Here is a 19,690-nt window from a genome sequence, read left to right as displayed (position 1 = left end):
CTCACCCTTCAAGGCAGGTTGGTCCCAGGAGGACTTTCAGGTCACCAAAGAGGGCAGGAGTCGGGTTAACCCGGTGGTGTAGCGGCAGTTTCATGACCTTCACGCTCCGGGTTCCGCTGAGGTGCATCTTGACCTCGGTGTTTCCCTTGTGAGTGTCCAGCACGTCCTTGAGCGCAATCAGCACCGGCTCGGTGGCCTTGTGTTCGGGCATGTGGATCACCAGCGGACCGGCCAGTCCCTCGCTGAGGTCAGGAACGGAAAGTTCCATGGCGTTGAGGGTGATGGCGCCGTCGTCGCGCTTTTGCAGGCGACCCTTGATCACCACAATGAGGTCCTCCGCCAGGATGGTGGCGATGGGTCCGTAGACCTGGCCAAAGAACATGACCTCAACCGAGCCGCCCAAGTCCTCAACCTCGCAACGGGCGTACGGGTTTCCGCTACTTTTGGCAATACGGCGCTGCAGGCTGGTGATCATCCCGGAGATGGTGATGATGTGGCCGTCTTGGGGGCCATCATCGGAGAGCACCTGGGTGATGGACATGTCCGCGTTCTGGCTCAGGATCCCTTCCAAGCCCTGCAACGGATGATCGGAAACGTACAGCCCCAGCATGTCGCGTTCAAAGGCGAGCTTGTCCTTCTTCTCCCACTCCGGCAGGTCAGGGATCTCGGTGATCAATGCGGAGTCGGGCTCGGCGTCGTCCCCGCCCAAGCCGGCAAACAGGTCAAACTGGCCCACGGCCTCGTTGCGCTTGAGCGTGATGACGGAATCGATGGCTTCTTCGTGAATCATGGCCAGGGCACGGCGGGCGTGGCCCAGCGAGTCGAAGGCACCAGCCTTGACCAGGGATTCGATGGTGCGCTTGTTGCACACCACGGCAGGGACCTTCATCAAGAAGTCGGAGAAGTTCTCAAAGTTCCCCTTCTCCGCACGGGATTCCACCAGCGCGTTGACCACGTTGGAGCCAACATTGCGGATGGCGCCCATGCCGAAGCGGATGTCCTTGCCCACAGGGGTGAAGTTCAAGGCGGATTCGTTGACATCAGGGGCCAGCACCGTAATGCCCATGTGCCGGCACTCATTCAGGTACAGGGCCGACTTGTCTTTGTCATCGCCCACGCTGGTCAGCAGCGCCGCCATATATTCGGCCGGGAAGTGCGCCTTCAGATACGCCGTCCAGTAGCTGATGACGCCATAGGCGGCGGAGTGAGCCTTGTTGAAGGCGTAGTCGGAGAACGGCAACAGGATGGCCCAGAGGGTCTTAACAGCCTCGTCGGTGTAGCCATTGTCCAACATGCCCTGATGGAAGCCCTCGTACTGCTTGTCCAGCTCGGACTTCTTCTTCTTACCCATGGCACGGCGCAAAATGTCGGCCCGGCCCAGCGAGTAGCCAGCCAGCTTCTGCGCAATGGACATGACCTGCTCTTGGTACACGATCAAACCGTAGGTGCCGCCCAGAATTTCGGCGAGAGGTTCCTCCAGCGTCGGGTGAATGGGGGTGATGGGCTGGAGGCCGTTCTTGCGCAGGGCGTAGTTGGTGTGCGAGTCCGCACCCATGGGGCCTGGCCTGTACAGGGCCAGGACGGCAGAAATGTCTTCAAAGTTGTCGGGGCGCATGAGCTTGAGCAGGGACCGCATGGGTCCGCCGTCGAGCTGGAAAACGCCCAGCGTGTCCCCACGGGCCATGAGCTCGTAGGATTCGGCGTCGTCGAGCGCCAGCAGTTCCAGGTCGAGATCAATACCCTGGTTCGCCTTGATGTTCTCCAGGGCGTCGGTGATGATGGTGAGATTTCGCAACCCCAAAAAGTCCATCTTGATCAGCCCCAGGCCTTCACTGGTCGGGTAGTCAAACTGAGTGATCACCTGGCCGTCCTGGAAGCGGCGCATGATCGGGATGACATCGATGATGGGATCCGAGCTCATGATCACACCGGCGGCATGCACACCCCACTGGCGCTTGAGCCCTTCCAAACCCTTAGAGAGTTCAAAGACCTTGGCGGCTTCGGGGTCGCTGAGCAGCAGGGCCCGGAAATCTCCGGCCTCGCCGTAGCGCTTGGCCTTCGGGTTTTCAATGTCGGCGAGCAGGATGTCCTTGGCCATGACGGCAGGCGGCAGCGCCTTGGTGAGCGTCTCGCCCATGCTGAAGGGGTGGCCCAGGACGCGGGAGGAATCCTTGAGCGCCTGCTTGGTCTTGATGGAACCGTAGGTGACAATCATGGCCACCCGCTCGTCGCCGTACTTCTCGGTCACATACTTGATGACCTCATGCCGGCGACGATCATCGAAGTCGACGTCAAAGTCGGGCATGGAGACGCGCTCGGGGTTCAAGAAACGCTCAAAGATCAGCCCGTGCAAGATGGGGTCGAGGTCGGTGATGCGCATGGCGTAGGCCACCATGGAACCGGCACCTGAACCACGACCGGGACCCACGCGGATCCCGTTGTTCTTTGACCAGTTGATGAAGTCGGCCACCACCAGGAAGTAGCCCGGGAACCCCATGTTGATAATGACACCGAGCTCGTAGTCCGCCCGCTCGCGAACCTTGTCCGGAATACCGCCCGGGTAGCGGAACTTCAGCCCGGCATCCACTTCCTTGACCAGCCAGGAATTCTCATCCTCACCCGGCGGGCACGGGAACTTGGGCATGTAGTTGGCGTTGGTGTTGAAGGAGACATCGCACCGTTCGGCAATGCGCAAGGTGTTATCGCAGGCGTCCGGGATTTCGGCGAACAGTTGGCGCATTTCCGCCGGGGACTTCAGGTAGTAGCCGCTGCCGGAGAACGCGAAACGGGAACCGCCGTTGTCGTAGGTCGGCTCGCTGAGGGTGGAGCCGGACTGCAGGGCCAGCAGGGCCTCGTGAGCCTTAGCGTCATGCTCATGCGTGTAGTGCAGGTCATTGGTGGCCAGCAGCGGAATGTCTAGTTCCTTGGCAAGCTTGAGCAAGTCCTTGGTGACGCGCCGCTCAATGTCCAGCCCATGGTCCATGAGCTCACAGAAATAGTTTTCCTTGCCGAAGATGTCCTGGAATTCCGACGCCGCAGCCTTGGCCTCGCTGTACTGGCCCAGGCGGAGACGGGTTTGAACCTCTCCGGACGGGCATCCCGTGGTGGCGATCAGGCCGGGGTGGTACTGGTTGAGCAGTTCCCGGTCAAGGCGCGGGTACTTGCCCATGGGCGAGTCGAGGGAACCCAGCGAGGAGGCCCTGAACAGGTTGCGCATGCCCTGATTGTTATAGCTGAGCAGGGTCATGTGTGTGTAGGAGCCACCGCCGGAGACGTCGTCCTTGCGCTGGCTCTCGTCGGTGCGCCACTTCACACGGGTCTTGTCGGTCCGGGCGGTGCCCGGGGTGACGTATGCCTCCACGCCGATGATCGGCTTGACACCGGCGTCGGTGGCCTTTTGCCAGAAGTCAAAGGCCCCGAACAGGTAGCCGTGATCGGTGGTGGCCAGCGCCGGCATGCCCAGGCGGTTGGTCTCCTCGAAGAGCTCCGTTAGGCGCGCGGCACCGTCCAGCATGGAGTATTCGGTGTGCGTGTGAAGATGGACAAAACTGTCAGTCGATGAGCTAGCCACCGCACCATTCTACGGTGGCCGCCTGAGTGCCCAGACCCAATTTCGGGTGCCACTCCCCACCCACACCCCGTATCACCTTTGGCGCCGTCCAGCCCAACCCGGTATCACCTTTGGCGCCAAACAGCCCAACCCAGTATCACCTTTGGCGCCAAACGGCGGAACGCCCTCCCACCGGGTGAGAAGGCGTTCCGCTTTAAGGCTCCAAAGGTGATACCGCGTCTGCAGAAATCGAGCCAAAAGTGATACGGCGTTGGTCGAAACACGACCAAAAGTGATACGGCGTTGGTCGAAACACGACCAAAAGTGATACGGCGTTGGGGCTAGTGGCCGTCGCGCAGGTGCTCCAGGGCATAACTGAGATCTTGCGGGTACGGGCTGGACACCTCAACCCACTCCCCCGTTGAGGGATGCGTGAACCCGAGTGTTTGGGCGTGCAACCACTGCCGGGTCAATCCAAGTTCGGCCGCAAGGCGCGGATCCGCACCATAGGTAAGGTCTCCAACACAGGGATGACGCAGGGCGGAGAAGTGGACGCGGATCTGATGTGTCCGGCCGGTTTCCAGGTGGACTTCCACCAAAGACGCCTTGCCGAATGCCTCCAGCACCTCGTAGTGGGTCACGGAGGGTCGCCCGCCCTCAATGACGGCGAACCGCCAATCGTGCCCGGGGTGCCTGCCGATGGGCGCGTCAATGGTGCCCTCCAGGGGGTCGGGGAGGCCCTGAATCATGGCGTGATAGACCTTCTTCACGGTGCGTTCCCTAAACGCCTGCTTCAGTACTGTGTATGCGTGTTCGGTTTTGGCCACCACCATGGCGCCGGAAGTGCCAACGTCAAGACGGTGAACAATGCCCACCCGTTCGGGTGAACCCGACGTGGAGATGCCGAAGCCGGCAGCCGCCAGGCCGCCCACCACGGTGGGACCAACCCAGCCCGGTGACGGATGGGCGGCCACGCCCACCGGCTTATCGACGATCACGAAATCGTCGTCGTCGAGCAGGATATTCAGGCCCTCAACGGGTTCGATAACCACGGTGAGCGGGTTGGTTCGTTCGGGAATGGTTACCTGGACGCTGGCACCGGTTTTGAATTTGTCGGACTTTCCAACGGCCACACCATTTTGCAGGACATTGCCCTCGGAACACAGCAGAGCGGCGGTGGCCCGCGAAATTCCCAGCAGCGACGCCAGCGCAGCATCCACCCGCGTTCCGGCTGCTTCCTCGGGGACGGTGAATGTTTCAGTCATTGTCTGTACCAGTTTCGGGGTCGATCTCAAGGGTGGGGCTTGACTCGGCGACGGGCTCAAGCTTTTTTCCGTTCAAGGGCACGCCAACAAGAGTCAGAATACAGATGGTGATGACGCCACCCACCACACCCATGTCGGCCATGTTGAAGATGGCGAAGTTGGGGAAGGAGATGAAGTCAACCACGTGACCCATGCCGAACGACGGCGGACGGAACAGCCGGTCGGTGAGGTTGCCCAGTGCGCCGCCAAGCAACAATCCCAGGCCGATAGCCCACCAGACTGAGCCGATGCGCCGGGCGATCACCACAATGAACACTGCCACGGCGGCCATGATCAATGTGAACAGCCAGGTGAAATTCTCACCAATGGAGAAGGCGGCACCGGAGTTGCGAATGTAGTACCACTGCAGGATTCCGGGGATGACGGGCGTTTTTTGCCCCTCCACCATGGTGGAGGTAACCCAGATTTTGGTCAGCTGGTCGCAAACATACGCCAAAGCGGCGAATCCGGCGAAAATCATGACAAAAGTCCAGCGCCGGGAAGACCGGCCGGTATCGAGGGTGCCGCCGTCGTGCGCAATGGAGGCTGGATCCTGCAAAGAGTCGTCGCTCATAACACTTTCACTTTAGTGGTGGTCTTGCGGTTCCTGGCCCGGCCAAGCACCTTCGTTAACAACAAAGGTCGGCGGTGCGGGAATTCCCACGCCGCCGACCCCCAGTCCGTTGTCCTTAGGACTCGGAACTGCCTTCAGAGAAATCCGGAGCTGCCACGGAACCGCGGACATCCAGATCACGCAACTGGCCTTCGATGTACGTCTTCAGGCGTGAGCGGTAGTCACGCTCAAAGCCGCGCAACTGCTCGACCTTGCGCTCAAGCACCGAACGCTGCTGCTCCAGGGCACCAAGCGTCTTACGGCTCTTCTCCTGGGCGTCGTTGACCAAGGAGCTGGCCTCGATCTGAGCTTCGGCGATGATCTTATCGCGCTGCTCAACACCTGCGTTGACGTACTCGTCGTGCAGTCTCTGTGCCATGGCGAGAACGCCAGCAGCAGACTCTGCACCACTGGCAGCGGCGACCGGCGCCGGGGCTGCAACAGCTTCGACCACCGGGGCGGCCTCTACAACGGGCTCTGCAACTACCGGCTGCTCGGGGGCAACCTTTACCGGCTCTTCAACTTCGGGAGCCTTGGCAAGCAACGGCGATGCGGCTGTCGGAACAGCCCCGCCGTTGGATGCGTATTCCGCAAGCTTCTTGCGCAGGTCATCATTTTCCTGATGCAGTCTGCGCAATTCAACGACGATCTCGTCAAGAAAGTCGTCGACTTCGTCCTGGTCGTAGCCTTCACGGAACTTGGTCGGCTGGAACCGCTTGTTGACAACGTCTTCTGGCGTAAGCGCCATCTAGTCACCTCATTGGTCGTGGCGAGTTCGGAAACGGCACGAGGCCTTCCCCAACTTCGGTACCGAATACATATCTAGCGATCTGTACATAGGTTCTATCGCTTTTTACAATATAACTTTTCGCCGTTGAAAACTAACGGCGCGACGCTAAATTGCCAAATTCCTTGTGAGGCTCATCCCAATACCCACTGCAACCAGCAACAACAAGAAGCCAATGTCTAGGGCCACGTTGCCGATTCGCAGGGGTGGGATCAGCGCCCGAAGCTTGCGCAACGGCGGGTCGGTCAGCCGGTAAATGAAGGAAGCTGCAACCAAAGCTGCGCCTCGCGGACGCCAATCACGGGAAAAAACCTGGATCCAGTCAAAGACCAGCCGGATCATGAGCGTGAGGAAGTAGAGCAGGAGCAGCAGATAGAGCAGTCCAAAAACAATTGGCACGGACGTGTTCACATTCCCTAGACGATGGCTGAGGCGAGGGTTGGGAACCCCAGCTAATTAACAATAACGACTTATTTCGCCGGTACCGTATATAACGCATTGCCCGGACACAAAGTGCCCGGGCAATGCGAATTTGTTCAATAATGACAGACGCTAGCTCTGGTTGAAGAAGCTTGCCTGGGTGTCGGAGAGCTTCTTGTCATCGCCCAAAACCTCAATGTACGACGGCGAGAGCAAGAAAACCTTGTTGGTGACGCGCTCGATGGAGCCGCGCAAGCCAAAGACGAGACCTGCGGAGAAGTCCACGAGCCGCTTGGCATCTGCCTCGCCCATGTCGGTCACATTCATAATGACAGGGATTCCGTCACGGAAGCTCTCGCCGATGATCTTGGCGTCATTGTATGAGCGGGGGTGAACAGTTGTGATTTGACGCAAGCTTGCAGCCTCTTCCCGATTTGATGCGGCACGCTTGATGGGGGTCACCGGTGCCCGGTATTCTTCGTCGCCCGCCTTCGGCGCTACGGGCTCGGCAACAGGTGCCGGCGTTGCTACGGGTTCCCTGTCGTAGTCCACATGGGGTTCTTCGCCCTTGTGAACGCTCGGGGCCTGCTCGGCATCGTAGTGCTCGTCACCATCGGCGAGCCCAAGATAGATCATTGTCTTGCGCAGAGCGCCAGCCATGGTTAGCTCCTCATTAGTCTGCTCTTACGGGTGGGGGTTGCGGGCGTGCATGTTGTTGCCAACAGCTAAAACGCTACCCCACGGCGGGACGGGGGCCGAGTATATCGGAACCGACACGCAGGTGTGTCGCCCCGGCCGCGATCGCCTGTTCCAAATCGTGACTCATGCCGGCAGAGATTCCGCTCGCCTGGGGGTGCTGCTGAACCAGTGAGGCTGAGATGCCGGTAAGGAGTTCGAAAGCTGCGCCGGCGTCCCCTCCCAGGGGGGCCACCGCCATGACACCCGCGAGGGTCAGCCCGCTGGTGGATGCGATGAGGTCCGCCAGTTGGAGCACATCAGCCGGGGCCGCCCCGCCTCGGGCACCTGGCCCAGCCGCCTCGATTTCCGCCGAACGGGGTCCGGTCTCCGAAAGGTCGACTTGGACATAGCATTCCAGCGCCGCCCGGCCGGTGGCTTCCTGCTGGGTGAGCATCGCTTTGCCCAGCGCGGTGATCACCGAGGCTCGATCCAGTGAGTGCACGGAATGGGCGTATTGCACCACCGATTTGGCCTTGTTCTTCTGGAGTTGTCCGATAAAGTGCCAGCGAAGGGCGGGGTCTGACACTGCCAGTGCTTTGGCTGCTGCTTCTTGGTCGCGGTTCTCCCCCACATCTGCCACGCCAAGGGTGCGCAGGCGTATGACGTCAAGTGCCGGGTGAAATTTGCTGACCACGATCAAGGTGGGCTGCTGGTTCCTGCCCGCGGCGGCGGTGGCGCGCTGAATACGGTCGGTGACCTGCTGGAGGTTCGCCTGCAGCTGGAGGGCACGGGCGTCCAGGGTGTTCATCGGTACTTGTCCTTAGTGGCTAACGTACTGGAAGGGCTGGCTGGTGGTCGGGGTGTGCCCTGGCTGCGAATCCCACGAACCGGCCCTCGGTTTCGTGGTCGCGGACCGCGCGTCGGTGCGAGAAGAACTCCGGGTGCTCCAAGGTGCACACGCCAAGGTCGTTGACCGGCACGCCCAAGTCATCCAGTTGACTGACGACGGCGGCTGGCAGGTCTAGTGCCGGAGTCCCCCAAGAGGTGGTGGAGTAGGCTGCCGGCGTCCCGGCGGCGACCTCCGTACGCATTGCCTCGGGAACTTCGTAGCAACGCCCGCATACGCTGGGACCGAGCCATGCCTGCAGCGAAACGGCCCCGGCCTGGCGAAGTTCGGCGACGGTGGCCGCCACGACGCCGGCCTCCACGCCGGGACGTCCGGCGTGGGCGACGCCGAGAACCGCGTCCCCTTGGGCCGTGGTGCCGACAAAGACCAGGGGCACACAATCGGCAACCATCACCGCCAAGCTGGCGGAGCTGCTCACCATTCCGTCCGCGGTTGGGACGGATTCATGCGCATGGTGGGCAGCGGAAGTATCCACCATGACAGCCACCTCACGTCCATGCACCTGGTCCATGTACTGCAACCGCACTGGGGCAGCGGCACCGGCCAACTCCGTGAGGTGCGCGTCCAGCCCCGTGCGCGCGGCGGTGACGCTCTGAGGGTCATCCCCTACGTGAAAGGCCAGGTTGCCGGTGAGGGTATCGGTGAATCCCACCCAAATTCCTGGGCGGACTTCTTCACAAAACCACAGCACTACGCAACCTGGCCAATCATTGTCGAGGGTCTACTTCAGGAAGTCGGGCACGTCCAGGTCATCGGCACGGTGGCCGGTGAGATCGGGCTCAACGATGGCCGGCAGCTCAACGTCAAAACCGCCGTCGTTGGGAACGTTGGAGGTGCTCTGCTGACCCCACTGGTTCAGGTTGGTCACCGTAGCCCCCGTGGACGGCACGGCGGCCGGAACCGGAGGGGCTGCCGGTGCGGCGGCCTTCTCCTTGGTATCGGCGGCTGTGTCGGGAGAATCGAAGCCTGCGGCGATAACCGTTACGCGAACCTCATCACCCAGGGCGTCGTCAATGACGGCACCGAAGATGATGTTGGCCTCGGGGTGGGCCACTTCCTGCACCAGGCGGGCAGCTTCGTTGATCTCGAACAGGCCAAGATCGGAGCCACCCTGAATGGAGAGCAGCACGCCGTGGGCGCCGTCGATCGAGGCTTCCAGCAGCGGGGAGGCAATGGCCAGCTCCGCGGCCTTGACGGCACGGTCCTCACCGCGGGCCGAACCAATGCCCATCAGCGCCGAGCCAGCGCCCTGCATCACGGACTTCACGTCGGCAAAGTCGAGGTTGATCAGGCCAGGGGTGGTGATGAGGTCGGTGATGCCCTGAACACCCGAGAGCAGCACCTGGTCAGCGGAACGGAAAGCCTCAAGGACGGAGACGTTGCGGTCGCTGATGGAGAGCAGGCGGTCGTTGGGGATCACGATCAAGGTGTCAACCTCATCGCGCAGGGCCTCGATGCCGCTGTCGGCGCTGGTGGCGCGGCGGCGGCCCTCGAAGGTGAAGGGGCGCGTGACAACGCCGATGGTCAGCGCGCCCAAGGTGCGGGCGATGCGGGCCACGACGGGCGCGCCACCGGTTCCGGTGCCGCCGCCTTCGCCGGCGGTCACGAACACCATGTCGGCACCGCGAAGCACCTCTTCGATCTCGTCCTGGTGGTCTTCTGCCGCCTGGCGTCCGACGTCGGGGTTGGCGCCGGCGCCGAGGCCGCGGGTGAGTTCGCGTCCGACGTCGAGCTTGACGTCGGCGTCACTCATCAGCAGTGCCTGGGCATCAGTGTTAATGGCGATGAACTCAACGCCGCGCAAGCCCACGTCAATCATGCGGTTCACTGCATTTACGCCGCCACCGCCGATGCCGACGACCTTGATGACTGCCAAGTAATTCTGGGGTGCTGCCACGTTAAGTGTCCCTTGTTCGTATCGTACTTCTAGGTTCTGGTGGGGGTCTTGCCTCGCCGTGCGGGTTCAACCGGTACTTGAACCTTGCCAGCTTAACCTTCAAGTTGAAGGTTATAGTTATGTCAACTAACTCTTCTCAGTGACGTTATGGTGCATCGGAGCCGCATGCAATAACCGGCCCCGCGTGTCGAAAAGAATCCGCTATAAATCCTACTTTAACCACGCCTGGCGACCCCACTAGCGTGTCACAGGATGGCGGGGGGCGCTGACGTCGTACACCCGTACGGGTGCAGGCTCGAGCTTTCCCGGTTCCGCGGTGGGAGCGGGCGCAGTCAGCAGGGCATCCAGGACCTGGGCCTTGAGTTCCATGTCCGAGGCATTTCCCCACACCACCAATCGACCATCGGAAAGCTGAAGCTCCACGGCATCAGGGGAGGTGGCGCTCGCGCTGGCCAACTTGCCCAGCACCGATTGTGGAAGCGTGGCCAACACCGCCGTCATCGCCACAAAGGTGTCCTTGCCAATGACAGCCGTTCCGCCGTCAATCAGGGGCACGGCCACGCTTGTGGGGTCTGCCGTGGCACCGAGCTTCACGCCATCCTGGTCAACCAGAATGTACTCGTCGCCGTTCTTCAACAGTGCCACCGGTATCCGCTCCACAACATGGATCAGCAAGGTGGACGGCGGCCTGGCCTCAATGCTCGAACTCTTGATCTGCGGCACACCGGCGAGCAACGCCGAAACCTCTTTTTGCGTCACTTGTGGCAGGGGCTTGTTGATCAAGGGCGCCACCGCGGCCTGCATGGTGGCATCGGGGACCAGTTTGAGACCGTCAAAGGTGACCGTTTTCACTGCCAGTGCGGGCGAGAATAGCGCCGTTGCCATGATCACAGCAAGTACGACGGCGGTGCCGGCCATCGCGAGCAAAACGCGCTTTCGGCGTCGCTTGTGCAAAGGGACAGGGAACGCCAAAATACGTGCGCCCGCCTCCGAGTCGGGCTTCTTGGCGGCAGGTGCCGTATCCTCGAGCGCCGTCTTCGTGTCCGTTCCGGTAGCACCCTTGGTAAAGGGCACCCGAAAGGACTTCTTGCCCTTGGGCTTGGCAGCCTTGGACTTATTGGGGGCCAAGCCGCCGCCGGTGACCGGTTCGCTAGTAGCCTGCACTTCGTCGCTGGATGGAGCGTCAATGGTCGACACCGTAACCTTTGCGCTGACTCGTTTGGCCGCGGCAGTGGTATCCGCACTAGGCGTTGCCGTGCCTTGAGGCAGGGGCGTGAGCGTGACCTTGCCACTGGTGGTGCGAACCCCGCCCGCTTTGCCCGGATTGATGGCTTCCGGGGTGGGCGTCTGCTGCGAACTAGGTTCCGGCTCCGCTTGGGCAGGCGGGGCTGGTGGAACGGGTGCAGCTCCGGGTCGTGACCGGATGACGCGTGGTCGCCGTGGCTCAGCCATGTGCGCCATCTCCGGCGGCGCGATCGGCGGCAGGAGTGCCGCCGTCGGGGGTTTGGAGTGCTGCGAGAAGTTCGGCCCCATAGTCCGTGACGTCTCCGGCTCCCACCGTGAGGATGATGTCCCCTGAGCTGGCACCGGCGGTCAGGGCATACACGGCCGCGGCCGGGTCCGGTGCGTAACCGATAGGAACGTTCAGGAGCTCGGTGATGAGCGTGCTGGTGACCCCGGGAATCGGATCTTCACGGGCAGGATAGATGTCCAGCACAGCCACGGTGTCTGCCAAGTCCAGTGCCAGGGCGAACTCGGCGGCGAATTCGCGGGTTCGGGAGAACAGGTGCGGCTGGAAGAGGACGTGCACCTTGTGACCTGCAGCTACAGTACGTGCAGCCTTGAGCGCCGCCGTCACTTCCGTGGGGTGGTGAGCGTAGTCGTCAAAGACCCGAACCCCACGCCCCTCCCCCTTTGCTTCGAAGCGGCGCGCGGCACCGTTGAAGGTTCCCAGTGCGGCGAGGGCGGCGTCGACGTCGATTCCCAGTTCAAGGGCGACGGCCACGGCCGCGGCAGCGTTGCTGATGTTGTGCGCGCCGGGTACTTGTAGGTGCAATGACTTGCCGACCGTTGCGGCGGAAGCCCCCGCCCCGGCCGTATCGACGGGGAGGATCACGGTGGTTTCGCTGTGCAGCCCGTCGCCGGAGCCGGCCACCAGTCGGATATCGGCACCCTCGCCGAAGCCATAGGTCACCACACGTTTCCCGGCTACGCGGGCCTTGCGGGCCAGCTCGGCGGATCCGGCGTCGTCGGCACAGGCCACCAGCACGCCGTCGGCCGGGAGCAGTGACACAAACGCCTCAAACGCGGCAAAGACAGCCTCCGCCGTCCCGTAGCGGTCCAGATGGTCGGCCTCAAGGTTGGTAACCACGGCGATCTGCGGCCGGTAGTTCAGGAAGGAGGCATCGGATTCGTCGGCCTCGGCAACGAACACCGGGGCGTTCCCGTGCGCCGCGTTTACGCCTAGGGACTGCACAGTCCCGCCCACGGCAAAGGAGGCGTCAACACCGGATCCATGGAGCATGACGGTGATCATGGACGTTGTGGTGGTTTTCCCGTGCGTGCCGGCGACGGCGACCACCGCATCGGTGGACATGGCGGCGGCCAGTGCCTGGGACCTGTGCAAGATGCGCAGCCCGGCCTGCTGCGCCGCCACAAGTTCCGGGTTGTCGGCCCGGATGGCAGTGGAGACCACCAGGGTGTCGGCTTCTGCCACGTTTTGGGCCGCGTGGCCCAGATGAACCACGGCACCCAGGGCGGCCAGCTCGTTGACCCCGGTGGAAGCCTTAGCGTCGGATCCGCTGACGGGCACGCCCTGGCCCAGCATGATGCGTGCGATCGCTGACATGCCGGCGCCGCCGATTCCCACGAAGTGCACGCGGCCCAGCTCTGCCAAGGTTGGCGCCTCATACGGTGTTGGCGCGTTGCTCATGCCGATGCCTGCTTTCCACTGGCCGCAAATACCATCTCTGCCATGCGTTCGGCGGCGTCCTTGATGCCTAGCCCGGCCGCTTTGGCAGACATGTCGGCCAGCCGCGCCGGATTCAGGCACAGCGGCAGAACATTCTCAACGATCCATGTCGCGCTCAGGTCAGCGTCCGCCACCAGCAGTGCCGCATCCGCGGCCACGAGTCCGGCGGCGTTGCGGGCCTGTTCGCCGTTGCCCACGGGCAGTGGCACAAATACTGCCGGAAGCCCGACGGCGGCCACCTCGGACACCGTCCCGGCACCCGAGCGGCACAACAGCAGATCGGCTGCGGCGTAAGCGTCCTCCATGGCGTCAACGTACTCAAGCTGACGGTACAGCGGGGCGGTGAGCAAACCGCCGTCGTCACCCTTGACGGACTTCCCGTTGCCGGTGATGTGCAAGGTCTGAATGCCGGCCTGCCCCAGAGCGTTCACGGCGCCCGCCACGGCCTTATTCAGGTTGAGGGCACCCAGGGAGCCTCCCGTGACGATCAGGGTGGGGAGGTCGGCGGCAAGACCGAGACGCCCACGCGCCCCGGCCTGGGCTGCGGCCCGGTCCAGGCCGGCCACCGCGGCCCGCATAGGCATGCCCACCACGTGCGCGTTGCGGATCTTGGTCGCGGCAAAAGCCGTGCCCACGAAGTCGGTGTACCGGGCACCAACCTTGTTGGCCAGGCCAGCCTTGGTGTTGGCCTCGTGAATGACGATGGGCACGCCAAGCGATTTGGCCGCCAGGTACATGGGTGTGCAGACGTAGCCACCCACACCCACCAGCACGTCGGCGTTTGCCGTATGCAGGATCTCCTTGGCGTTGGCGATGGCCCGGCGCATGCGCAGCGGCAACTTCAGCAGGTCCACCGAGGGACGTCGGGGCATGGGAATGCGCTCGATCGTGGTCAGTTCAAATCCTGCAGCTGGCACAAGCCGCGTCTCCAAGCCGTCCCTGGTGCCCACTGCCAGAATGGCTGCGTCGGGGCTCTGTGCCCGGATCGCGTGGGCGATGGCCAGCAACGGGCTGACGTGGCCGGCCGAGCCGCCGCCAGCCAGGACCACGGAAAGCGCCGGGGTGTTGGTGTTGTTTGTCATTTTTGAATCGAGGCACTTTCGGGTTCTTCACGGGCAAAGGAGAGGACTACGCCAATGGCGGCCAGCACCACCACCAGGGCGCTGCCACCGTAGGAAATCAAGGGTAAGGGAACACCGATGACGGGCAGGAGCCCGGTCACCATGGCGATGTTCACGAATGCCTGGCCGATGATCCAGGTCAGGATGGAGCCACAGACTACCCGGGCAAAGGTGTCGTTGCGCTTCATGATGACGCGGAAGATCGCAAACGCCATCACGCCGTAGAGGGCAATGATGACCAGGGTGCCCAGCAGGCCCAGTTCCTCGCCGAGGATGGCGAAGATGAAGTCATTGTGAGCCTCAGGGATCCAGCTCCACTTCTGCCTGCTCTGGCCCAGGCCCACACCAAACCATCCGCCGGAGGCGAGGGCATAGAGGCCGTTTTGGGCCTGGTCACACAAACCCAGGTCGGCGCTGCAATTGCCCATCCAGCCGGACAGCCGCGAGGTCCTATTGCCGCTCAAGGCCGCCAGGAGCACGGCGGCAAGCAGGCCACCCAGCACCGAGGGCACCAGGACCTTCATGCTGGCTCCGCCAAAGAACAGCCCCGCACCCACTACCGCCATGACAATGACGGCGGTGCCGAGGTCGTGCCCGCCCAGGATCAGGCCCACCATGATGACGCCTACCGGGACTACCGGGACGATGGTATGCCGCCATTCCTTGACCAGTTCGCCCTTGCGGGAGAGGATCAAGCCCATCCACAGCGCCAGTGCCAGCTTGGCCGCCTCGGAGGGCTGGAACTGGATGCCGGCCCCAAAGTTGATCCAGTTCGTATTACCGCCAACGTTCACGCCCAGGGGGGTGAAGACGACAAGCACCAAGAGCCCGCCGGAAATAATGAGGCCGGGCCAGGCCAGTTTTTTCAGTCCTGCCGGGCGCACAAAGGACAGCGCCATCATCAGCACCAGGCCGACGGCGGCAAAAGTGCTCTCTTTGATGAAAAGCGAGTACGGGTCCACCCCGGCCGAGATGGACTCTGCCGCCGAGGCGGACAGAACTGTCATCAATCCGATGCTGGTCAAGGCCACGGTGGTGCCAATAATCCAGTAGTAGGCGGCACTTGGGCGGCCTGCCAAGGAGTCGACACGCCTCCTGAACCGGTTCCAGCGGCCAGGTTTGCTGCCCTTGCCAACGGTTTCGGGCCCGGAAGGTTCGCTGGCCAGCTGCGGTTCCGCGGTCCGCTTCTCTGCCTTGGCGGCGGAGTCCTGAACGGGACCGGACTTGGTGCCGCGCTTGGCGGATGTTCCGGGTACTGCCGGCGTCTTGGCCACTATGACTCCTTGTTGGCGCTCGCCCGTCGTTCCAACAACTCCCGCACTGCGTCGATGAACGCTTGACCGCGGTGGGCGTATGAAGAAAATTGATCCATGGATGCCGATGCCGGAGCCATGAGGACGGTGTCACCATCGGCGGCAATTTCAGCCGCTGCTGCCACTGCCTGGGCCATAACAGCATCACCAAAGATGGGAGAACTGCCTGCCCCTTCCTTGCCAGTGTGGCCCTTGCCCGTCTCGATGGCCGGCACATTTGGTGCGTGTCGCGCCAACGCACCGGCCAGGGCTGTAGTGTCCTCACCGATCAACACCACGGCCTTCAGCCGCTGCGCGTGGGCCGTAACCAGCTCGTCATAGTCAACGCCCTTTGACAACCCGCCGGCAATCCAGACCACCGGGTTAAAGGCGGAAAGCGAAGCTGAAGCGGCATGTGGGTTGGTGGCCTTGGAGTCGTTAACCCACAGCACACCGCCGGCCTTGGCCACGGCCTGGATGCGGTGATCACCGTTTTCATAGGCCTGCAGTCCGGCCCGGATATCCGCGGCCTCCAGCCCATAGGCGCGTACCAGGGCTGCTGCTGCGGCGGCGTTGGCCACCAGATGCCGGGGAACCAGATCCCCTATGTCGCTGACATGGGCCAGTTCGACGGCGGAGTCCTTGCGTTCGGGGATGAACGCCCTGTCAACGAGAAGACCTTCCACCACACCCACCATGCTGATGGCAGGCATTCCCGTGGTGAATCCGACAGCCCGGCAGCCCTCTTGCACGTCTGCTTCTTCGACCATGCGTTCGGTTTCAATTTGTTCGGCGTTGTAGACGCAGGCAATCTTGGTGTGGCTGTAGATCTTGGCTTTGTCCGCAGCGTAGGCGGCGAAGCTGCCGTGCCAGTCGACGTGGTCCTCGGCCAGGTTCAGGCACACACTGGCAACGGCCTGGATCGATTCTGTCCAGTGCAGCTGAAACGTGGACAGTTCCACGGCGAGGACGTCATAGCCTTCCGGGTCGCGCACGGCGTCCAGGATGGGGGTGCCGATGTTGCCAGCGGCAATGGCACGCCGCCCGGCGGCCTGCAGCATCGCCTCCACCATGGTGGTGGTGGTGGTTTTGCCGTTGGTGCCTGTAATGGTTATCCACTCGGCAGTTTTCCGGCCGGCCTTGGTGCGTACACGCCAGGCCAGTTCCACATCACCCCAAATGGGGATACCCGCATCTGCGGCGGCGGCCAGCAAGGGGTGGCTGGGCTTGTAGCCGGGGCTCGTCACCACCAGTTCGGCCCTTTCACCCTCGACCAAGGGCAAGACGGTGGAGGTAGCCTCGCCCAGGATGACGTCGGCAACACCAACAATCCTCAAGGTATCTGCGGCTTGGCGGGCGGCGTCGTCGTTCGAGGAAGCCACCACCACCACCTTGGCACCGAGCTCCGCAAGGGTGTCGGCGACGGAGAAACCGGTTTTGGTGATGCCTGTGACAACCACCCTCAGGCCCGACCAGTCGGAATCCCAGGTGGTCAGTGATGCCAGACGGTTTGCAGCAGTTTGTGTCACAGTCGAACTATCCATTCAGCGTAGAAAGCACCCAGCCCGAGAGCCACCATGAGCCCGGCGAGGATCCAGAACCTGACAACCACCGTTACTTCCGCCCAGCCCTTGAGCTCAAAGTGGTGTTGCAGTGGTGCCATCAAGAACACGCGTTTGCCCTTGGAGAGTTTGAAGAAGCCCACCTGAATGATGACGGAACAGGTGATCAGCACAAACAGTCCGCCAATGATGAACAGCAGGATTTCGGTGCGGGACAAGATGGCGAATCCAGCGATGGCCCCGCCGATTGCCAGGGAGCCGGTGTCGCCCATGAAGATCTTCGCTGGTGCGGTGTTCCACCACAGGAAGCCAATGAGTGCGGCAAACATGATGACGGCGATCAGGGAAAGGTCCAACGGGTCGCGAACCTCGTAGCAAACAGCCTCCGAGGGGACCTTGCGGGAGCCGCAGGCCTGGCTTGTCTGCCACAGGCCGATCAAGGTGTACGCGCCGAAGACCAGAATGGCGGCACCTGTGGCCAGCCCGTCCAGGCCATCGGTGAGGTTCACGCCGTTGGTGGTTCCGGCAATGATCAGGTTTGACCAGATAACAAAGAGCACTACGCCCAGCCCGGCACCGGCAAAGGCCAGGTTCAGGGACGGAATGTCCCGGGCAAAGGAGATGAACGTACTGGCAGGGGTTCTGCCGTTACTGTCCGGGAACCCGAGTGCCATCACGGCGAAGGCGATGCCGATGACCGCTTGTCCAATCAGTTTCCCCTTGGCGTCAAGGCCCAGGCTGCGTTGGTTGGAAATCTTCAGGAAGTCATCCAGGAAACCAACCAGGCCCTGACCCACCATGAGGAAGATCATCAATAGCCCGGATGCCGTGGGGCCCTCGGAGTTGGGGTTGAGCAGCCAGATAATCAGGTGCGTGATGAAGTAGGAAGCCACCACGGCGCCCACCACCACTGTGCCGCCCATGGTGGGTGTGCCGCGCTTGACCTGGTGCGTGGTGGGGCCGTCATCCCGGATGATCTGCCCGTACCCCTTCTTGACCAGGAACCGGATAAACAGCGGCGTCCCAATCATGGCAAAGGCCAGGGCCAGACCGGCGCCAATAAGCAAAGCGATCATGGCTGTTGGGTCCTTTCACCAGGGTTGGAAGTTTGTGAGTTCTCGTGCGTGCTCTTGGAAGGCAATGCTATCCGATCCCCTAGGAACCGCAGTCCGGCATCCCGAGAGGACTTAACCAGGACGATGTCGCCAGGGGCAAGTTCCCTCTCAAGCAGTTCGTAGGCTGCCTGAACATCCGGGACAAACATTGATTCGTCCCCCCAGGATCCTTCCATGACGGCGCCCACATGCATGGCACGCGCCGGTGTCCCCACCACGATGAGCCGGGAGATGTTAAGCCTGACGGCCACCCTTCCCACTGCGTCGTGTTCCAGAATCGAGTTCTCACCCAGTTCGAGCATCTCCCCCAGCACAGCCCAGGTGCGTCGGGTGCCGCCTGCCCCCAGCTCTGCCAGTGTGCGCAATGCCGCACGCATGGATTCCGGGTTGGCGTTGTAAGCGTCGTTAATCACCGTGACGCCATCGTCACGTTCGGTGCGTTCCATCCGGTACCGGCTCACGGCACCCTGATTGTTCAGTGAGGCCACGATCTGTTCCGGGGTTGCCCCTGCCGCGTGGGCCGCCGTGGCGGCTGCAAGCAGGTTAGTCACGTGATGCAGGCCCAGGAGCTTGCTGCGGACGGGATATGTGTCAGTTTCTCCGGGGAAGATCAGGTCAAACTCCGGGTTGCCGTCCGTGGTGCGCACATTGCGGGCTTGGACGGTGCGGACCGTGGCGGTTTCCTGAGCGTCGGCACTTGAGAAGTAGGTGACCGGTGCGGTGGCGCGGGCAGCCATGGCGCGTACCCGGGAGTCGTCGAAGTTCAGGATGGCTGTTCCGGCGGCTGGCAGTGCCTGGACAAGTTCGCCCTTGGCCGCAGCGATGTTGTCGATGGAACCGAATTCTCCGGCGTGGGCGCTACCCACGCAGAGGACCACGCCGATGTCGGGTTCCACCAGCTGGGAAAGGTAGGAGATGTGTCCGATCTTGGTGGCGCCCATCTCAATGACGAGGTACCTGGTGTCAGCGTCGGCCCTAAAGACCGTCAGTGGCACACCCACTTCACCGTTGTAGGAGCCAATGGGTGCCACCGTGGGACCCAGCGGTTCCAGGATGCCAGCCAGCAGGTCCTTGGTGGTTGTCTTCCCAGCTGAACCGGTGATGCCGATGACGGTCAGCGGGGAATGGGCGCGGATGCGGCGCACCACGGCTGTTGCTAGGGCCCCCATGGCAAGGATTGCGTCCTCGACGATCACGGCGGGATACAGCGCAGGGGACGGGGCGCTGCCCTGATCGAGGGCCACCTCACGTTCGGACAGGGCCAGAACGGCACCTGCGGCGAAAGCCGCCGGGATGAAATCGTGCCCGTCGGCGTGCTCCCCCGATTTCGCCACGTACAGGGCGCCGGGAACGCTGTCTCGAGAATCAGTGACAATCTTGGCCACATCAATGAGGGTTTCGGGGTTGGTGCCGGTGGAAAGCCGACCATTGCAGAGCGTGGCGATTTGTGCCGCTGAAAATTCAATCATGTCG

16 protein-coding genes are annotated in these 19,690 nt (G+C 62.4%); all 16 read right to left on the bottom strand.

Annotated elements, in window-relative coordinates; all coding sequences use genetic code 11:
* Window position 1 precedes the first annotated feature (1 nt).
* The 16 genes from dnaE to murF all read right to left on the bottom strand — a co-directional run bounded on the left by dnaE (window position 2) and on the right by murF (window position 19,686).
* Complete coding sequence (gene dnaE, locus CXQ94_RS20175) at window positions 2-3,571, bottom strand: DNA polymerase III subunit alpha (RefSeq protein ID WP_104092387.1); 3,570 nt, start codon at window positions 3,569-3,571, stop codon at window positions 2-4.
* A gap of 320 nt (window positions 3,572-3,891) precedes the next feature.
* Window positions 3,892-4,815 (bottom strand): RluA family pseudouridine synthase, encoded by a 924-nt coding sequence (locus CXQ94_RS20170; RefSeq protein ID WP_104092386.1) that lies wholly within the window; start codon window positions 4,813-4,815, stop codon window positions 3,892-3,894.
* A complete protein-coding gene (gene lspA / locus CXQ94_RS20165; RefSeq protein ID WP_258067275.1) occupies window positions 4,808-5,335 on the bottom strand; it encodes a signal peptidase II in 528 nt (175 codons plus the stop codon). Before lspA ends, CXQ94_RS20170 begins: the two co-directional genes overlap by 8 nt.
* Window positions 5,336-5,543: 208 nt before the next feature.
* Window positions 5,544-6,215: a DivIVA domain-containing protein gene (locus tag CXQ94_RS20160; RefSeq protein WP_104092384.1), complete on the bottom strand. Its 672-nt coding sequence runs from the start codon at window positions 6,213-6,215 to the stop codon at window positions 5,544-5,546.
* A 147-nt stretch (window positions 6,216-6,362) separates the two neighbouring features.
* A complete protein-coding gene (locus tag CXQ94_RS20155) occupies window positions 6,363-6,653 on the bottom strand; it encodes a YggT family protein (protein ID WP_104092408.1) in 291 nt (96 codons plus the stop codon).
* Window positions 6,654-6,806: 153 nt separating this feature from the next.
* Window positions 6,807-7,334, bottom strand: coding sequence for a cell division protein SepF (locus CXQ94_RS20150; protein WP_104092383.1), 528 nt, complete (start codon window positions 7,332-7,334; stop codon window positions 6,807-6,809).
* Between the two features lie 73 nt (window positions 7,335-7,407).
* A complete protein-coding gene (locus CXQ94_RS20145; protein WP_104092382.1) occupies window positions 7,408-8,160 on the bottom strand; it encodes a YggS family pyridoxal phosphate-dependent enzyme in 753 nt (250 codons plus the stop codon).
* Window positions 8,161-8,179: 19 nt separating this feature from the next.
* On the bottom strand, window positions 8,180-8,911 hold the full coding sequence (locus CXQ94_RS20140) for a polyphenol oxidase family protein (RefSeq protein ID WP_258067273.1): 732 nt from the start codon (window positions 8,909-8,911) through the stop codon (window positions 8,180-8,182).
* Between the two features lie 69 nt (window positions 8,912-8,980).
* Complete coding sequence (ftsZ, locus tag CXQ94_RS20135) at window positions 8,981-10,156, bottom strand: cell division protein FtsZ (RefSeq protein ID WP_104092380.1); 1,176 nt, start codon at window positions 10,154-10,156, stop codon at window positions 8,981-8,983.
* Between the two features lie 237 nt (window positions 10,157-10,393).
* Window positions 10,394-11,608, bottom strand: coding sequence for a cell division protein FtsQ/DivIB (locus CXQ94_RS20130; RefSeq protein WP_104092379.1), 1,215 nt, complete (start codon window positions 11,606-11,608; stop codon window positions 10,394-10,396).
* Window positions 11,601-13,088: a UDP-N-acetylmuramate--L-alanine ligase gene (gene murC / locus CXQ94_RS20125; protein WP_104092378.1), complete on the bottom strand. Its 1,488-nt coding sequence runs from the start codon at window positions 13,086-13,088 to the stop codon at window positions 11,601-11,603. Before murC ends, CXQ94_RS20130 begins: the two co-directional genes overlap by 8 nt.
* Window positions 13,085-14,209, bottom strand: coding sequence for an undecaprenyldiphospho-muramoylpentapeptide beta-N-acetylglucosaminyltransferase (gene murG / locus CXQ94_RS20120; protein ID WP_104092377.1), 1,125 nt, complete (start codon window positions 14,207-14,209; stop codon window positions 13,085-13,087). Before murG ends, murC begins: the two co-directional genes overlap by 4 nt.
* Window positions 14,206-15,522: a putative lipid II flippase FtsW gene (gene ftsW, locus CXQ94_RS20115; protein ID WP_258067272.1), complete on the bottom strand. Its 1,317-nt coding sequence runs from the start codon at window positions 15,520-15,522 to the stop codon at window positions 14,206-14,208. Before ftsW ends, murG begins: the two co-directional genes overlap by 4 nt.
* Window positions 15,522-17,069 (bottom strand): UDP-N-acetylmuramoyl-L-alanine--D-glutamate ligase, encoded by a 1,548-nt coding sequence (gene murD, locus CXQ94_RS20110; RefSeq protein WP_258067271.1) that lies wholly within the window; start codon window positions 17,067-17,069, stop codon window positions 15,522-15,524. The genes ftsW and murD overlap by 1 nt, the downstream gene beginning before the upstream one ends.
* On the bottom strand, window positions 17,066-18,178 hold the full coding sequence (gene mraY, locus CXQ94_RS20105; protein ID WP_104092375.1) for a phospho-N-acetylmuramoyl-pentapeptide-transferase: 1,113 nt from the start codon (window positions 18,176-18,178) through the stop codon (window positions 17,066-17,068). The genes murD and mraY overlap by 4 nt, the downstream gene beginning before the upstream one ends.
* A complete protein-coding gene (gene murF, locus CXQ94_RS20100) occupies window positions 18,175-19,686 on the bottom strand; it encodes a UDP-N-acetylmuramoyl-tripeptide--D-alanyl-D-alanine ligase (RefSeq protein WP_104092374.1) in 1,512 nt (503 codons plus the stop codon). The genes mraY and murF overlap by 4 nt, the downstream gene beginning before the upstream one ends.
* Between the last annotated feature and the right edge of the window lie 4 nt (window positions 19,687-19,690).

This window comes from Arthrobacter sp. GMC3 (assembly GCF_002929305.1).
GTDB lineage: Bacteria > Actinomycetota > Actinomycetes > Actinomycetales > Micrococcaceae > Specibacter.
Note: the sequence above shows the minus strand (reverse complement) of the source record. Positions and strands in the feature narration are given on the sequence as shown.

What these genes read in the sequence shown, in the direction of transcription:
- mraY (WP_104092375.1), bottom strand. Translation starts at nt 18,178, where the DNA reads ATGATCGCTTTGCTTATTGGCGCCGGTCTGGCCCTGGCCTTTGCCATG.
- CXQ94_RS20130 (WP_104092379.1), bottom strand. Translation starts at nt 11,608, where the DNA reads ATGGCTGAGCCACGGCGACCACGCGTCATCCGGTCACGACCCGGAGCT.
- murF (WP_104092374.1), bottom strand. Translation starts at nt 19,686, where the DNA reads ATGATTGAATTTTCAGCGGCACAAATCGCCACGCTCTGCAATGGTCGG.
- CXQ94_RS20170 (WP_104092386.1), bottom strand. Translation starts at nt 4,815, where the DNA reads ATGACTGAAACATTCACCGTCCCCGAGGAAGCAGCCGGAACGCGGGTG.
- murG (WP_104092377.1), bottom strand. Translation starts at nt 14,209, where the DNA reads ATGACAAACAACACCAACACCCCGGCGCTTTCCGTGGTCCTGGCTGGC.
- CXQ94_RS20145 (WP_104092382.1), bottom strand. Translation starts at nt 8,160, where the DNA reads ATGAACACCCTGGACGCCCGTGCCCTCCAGCTGCAGGCGAACCTCCAG.
- murC (WP_104092378.1), bottom strand. Translation starts at nt 13,088, where the DNA reads ATGAGCAACGCGCCAACACCGTATGAGGCGCCAACCTTGGCAGAGCTG.
- lspA (WP_258067275.1), bottom strand. Translation starts at nt 5,335, where the DNA reads ATGATTTTCGCCGGATTCGCCGCTTTGGCGTATGTTTGCGACCAGCTG.
- CXQ94_RS20150 (WP_104092383.1), bottom strand. Translation starts at nt 7,334, where the DNA reads ATGGCTGGCGCTCTGCGCAAGACAATGATCTATCTTGGGCTCGCCGAT.
- CXQ94_RS20160 (WP_104092384.1), bottom strand. Translation starts at nt 6,215, where the DNA reads ATGGCGCTTACGCCAGAAGACGTTGTCAACAAGCGGTTCCAGCCGACC.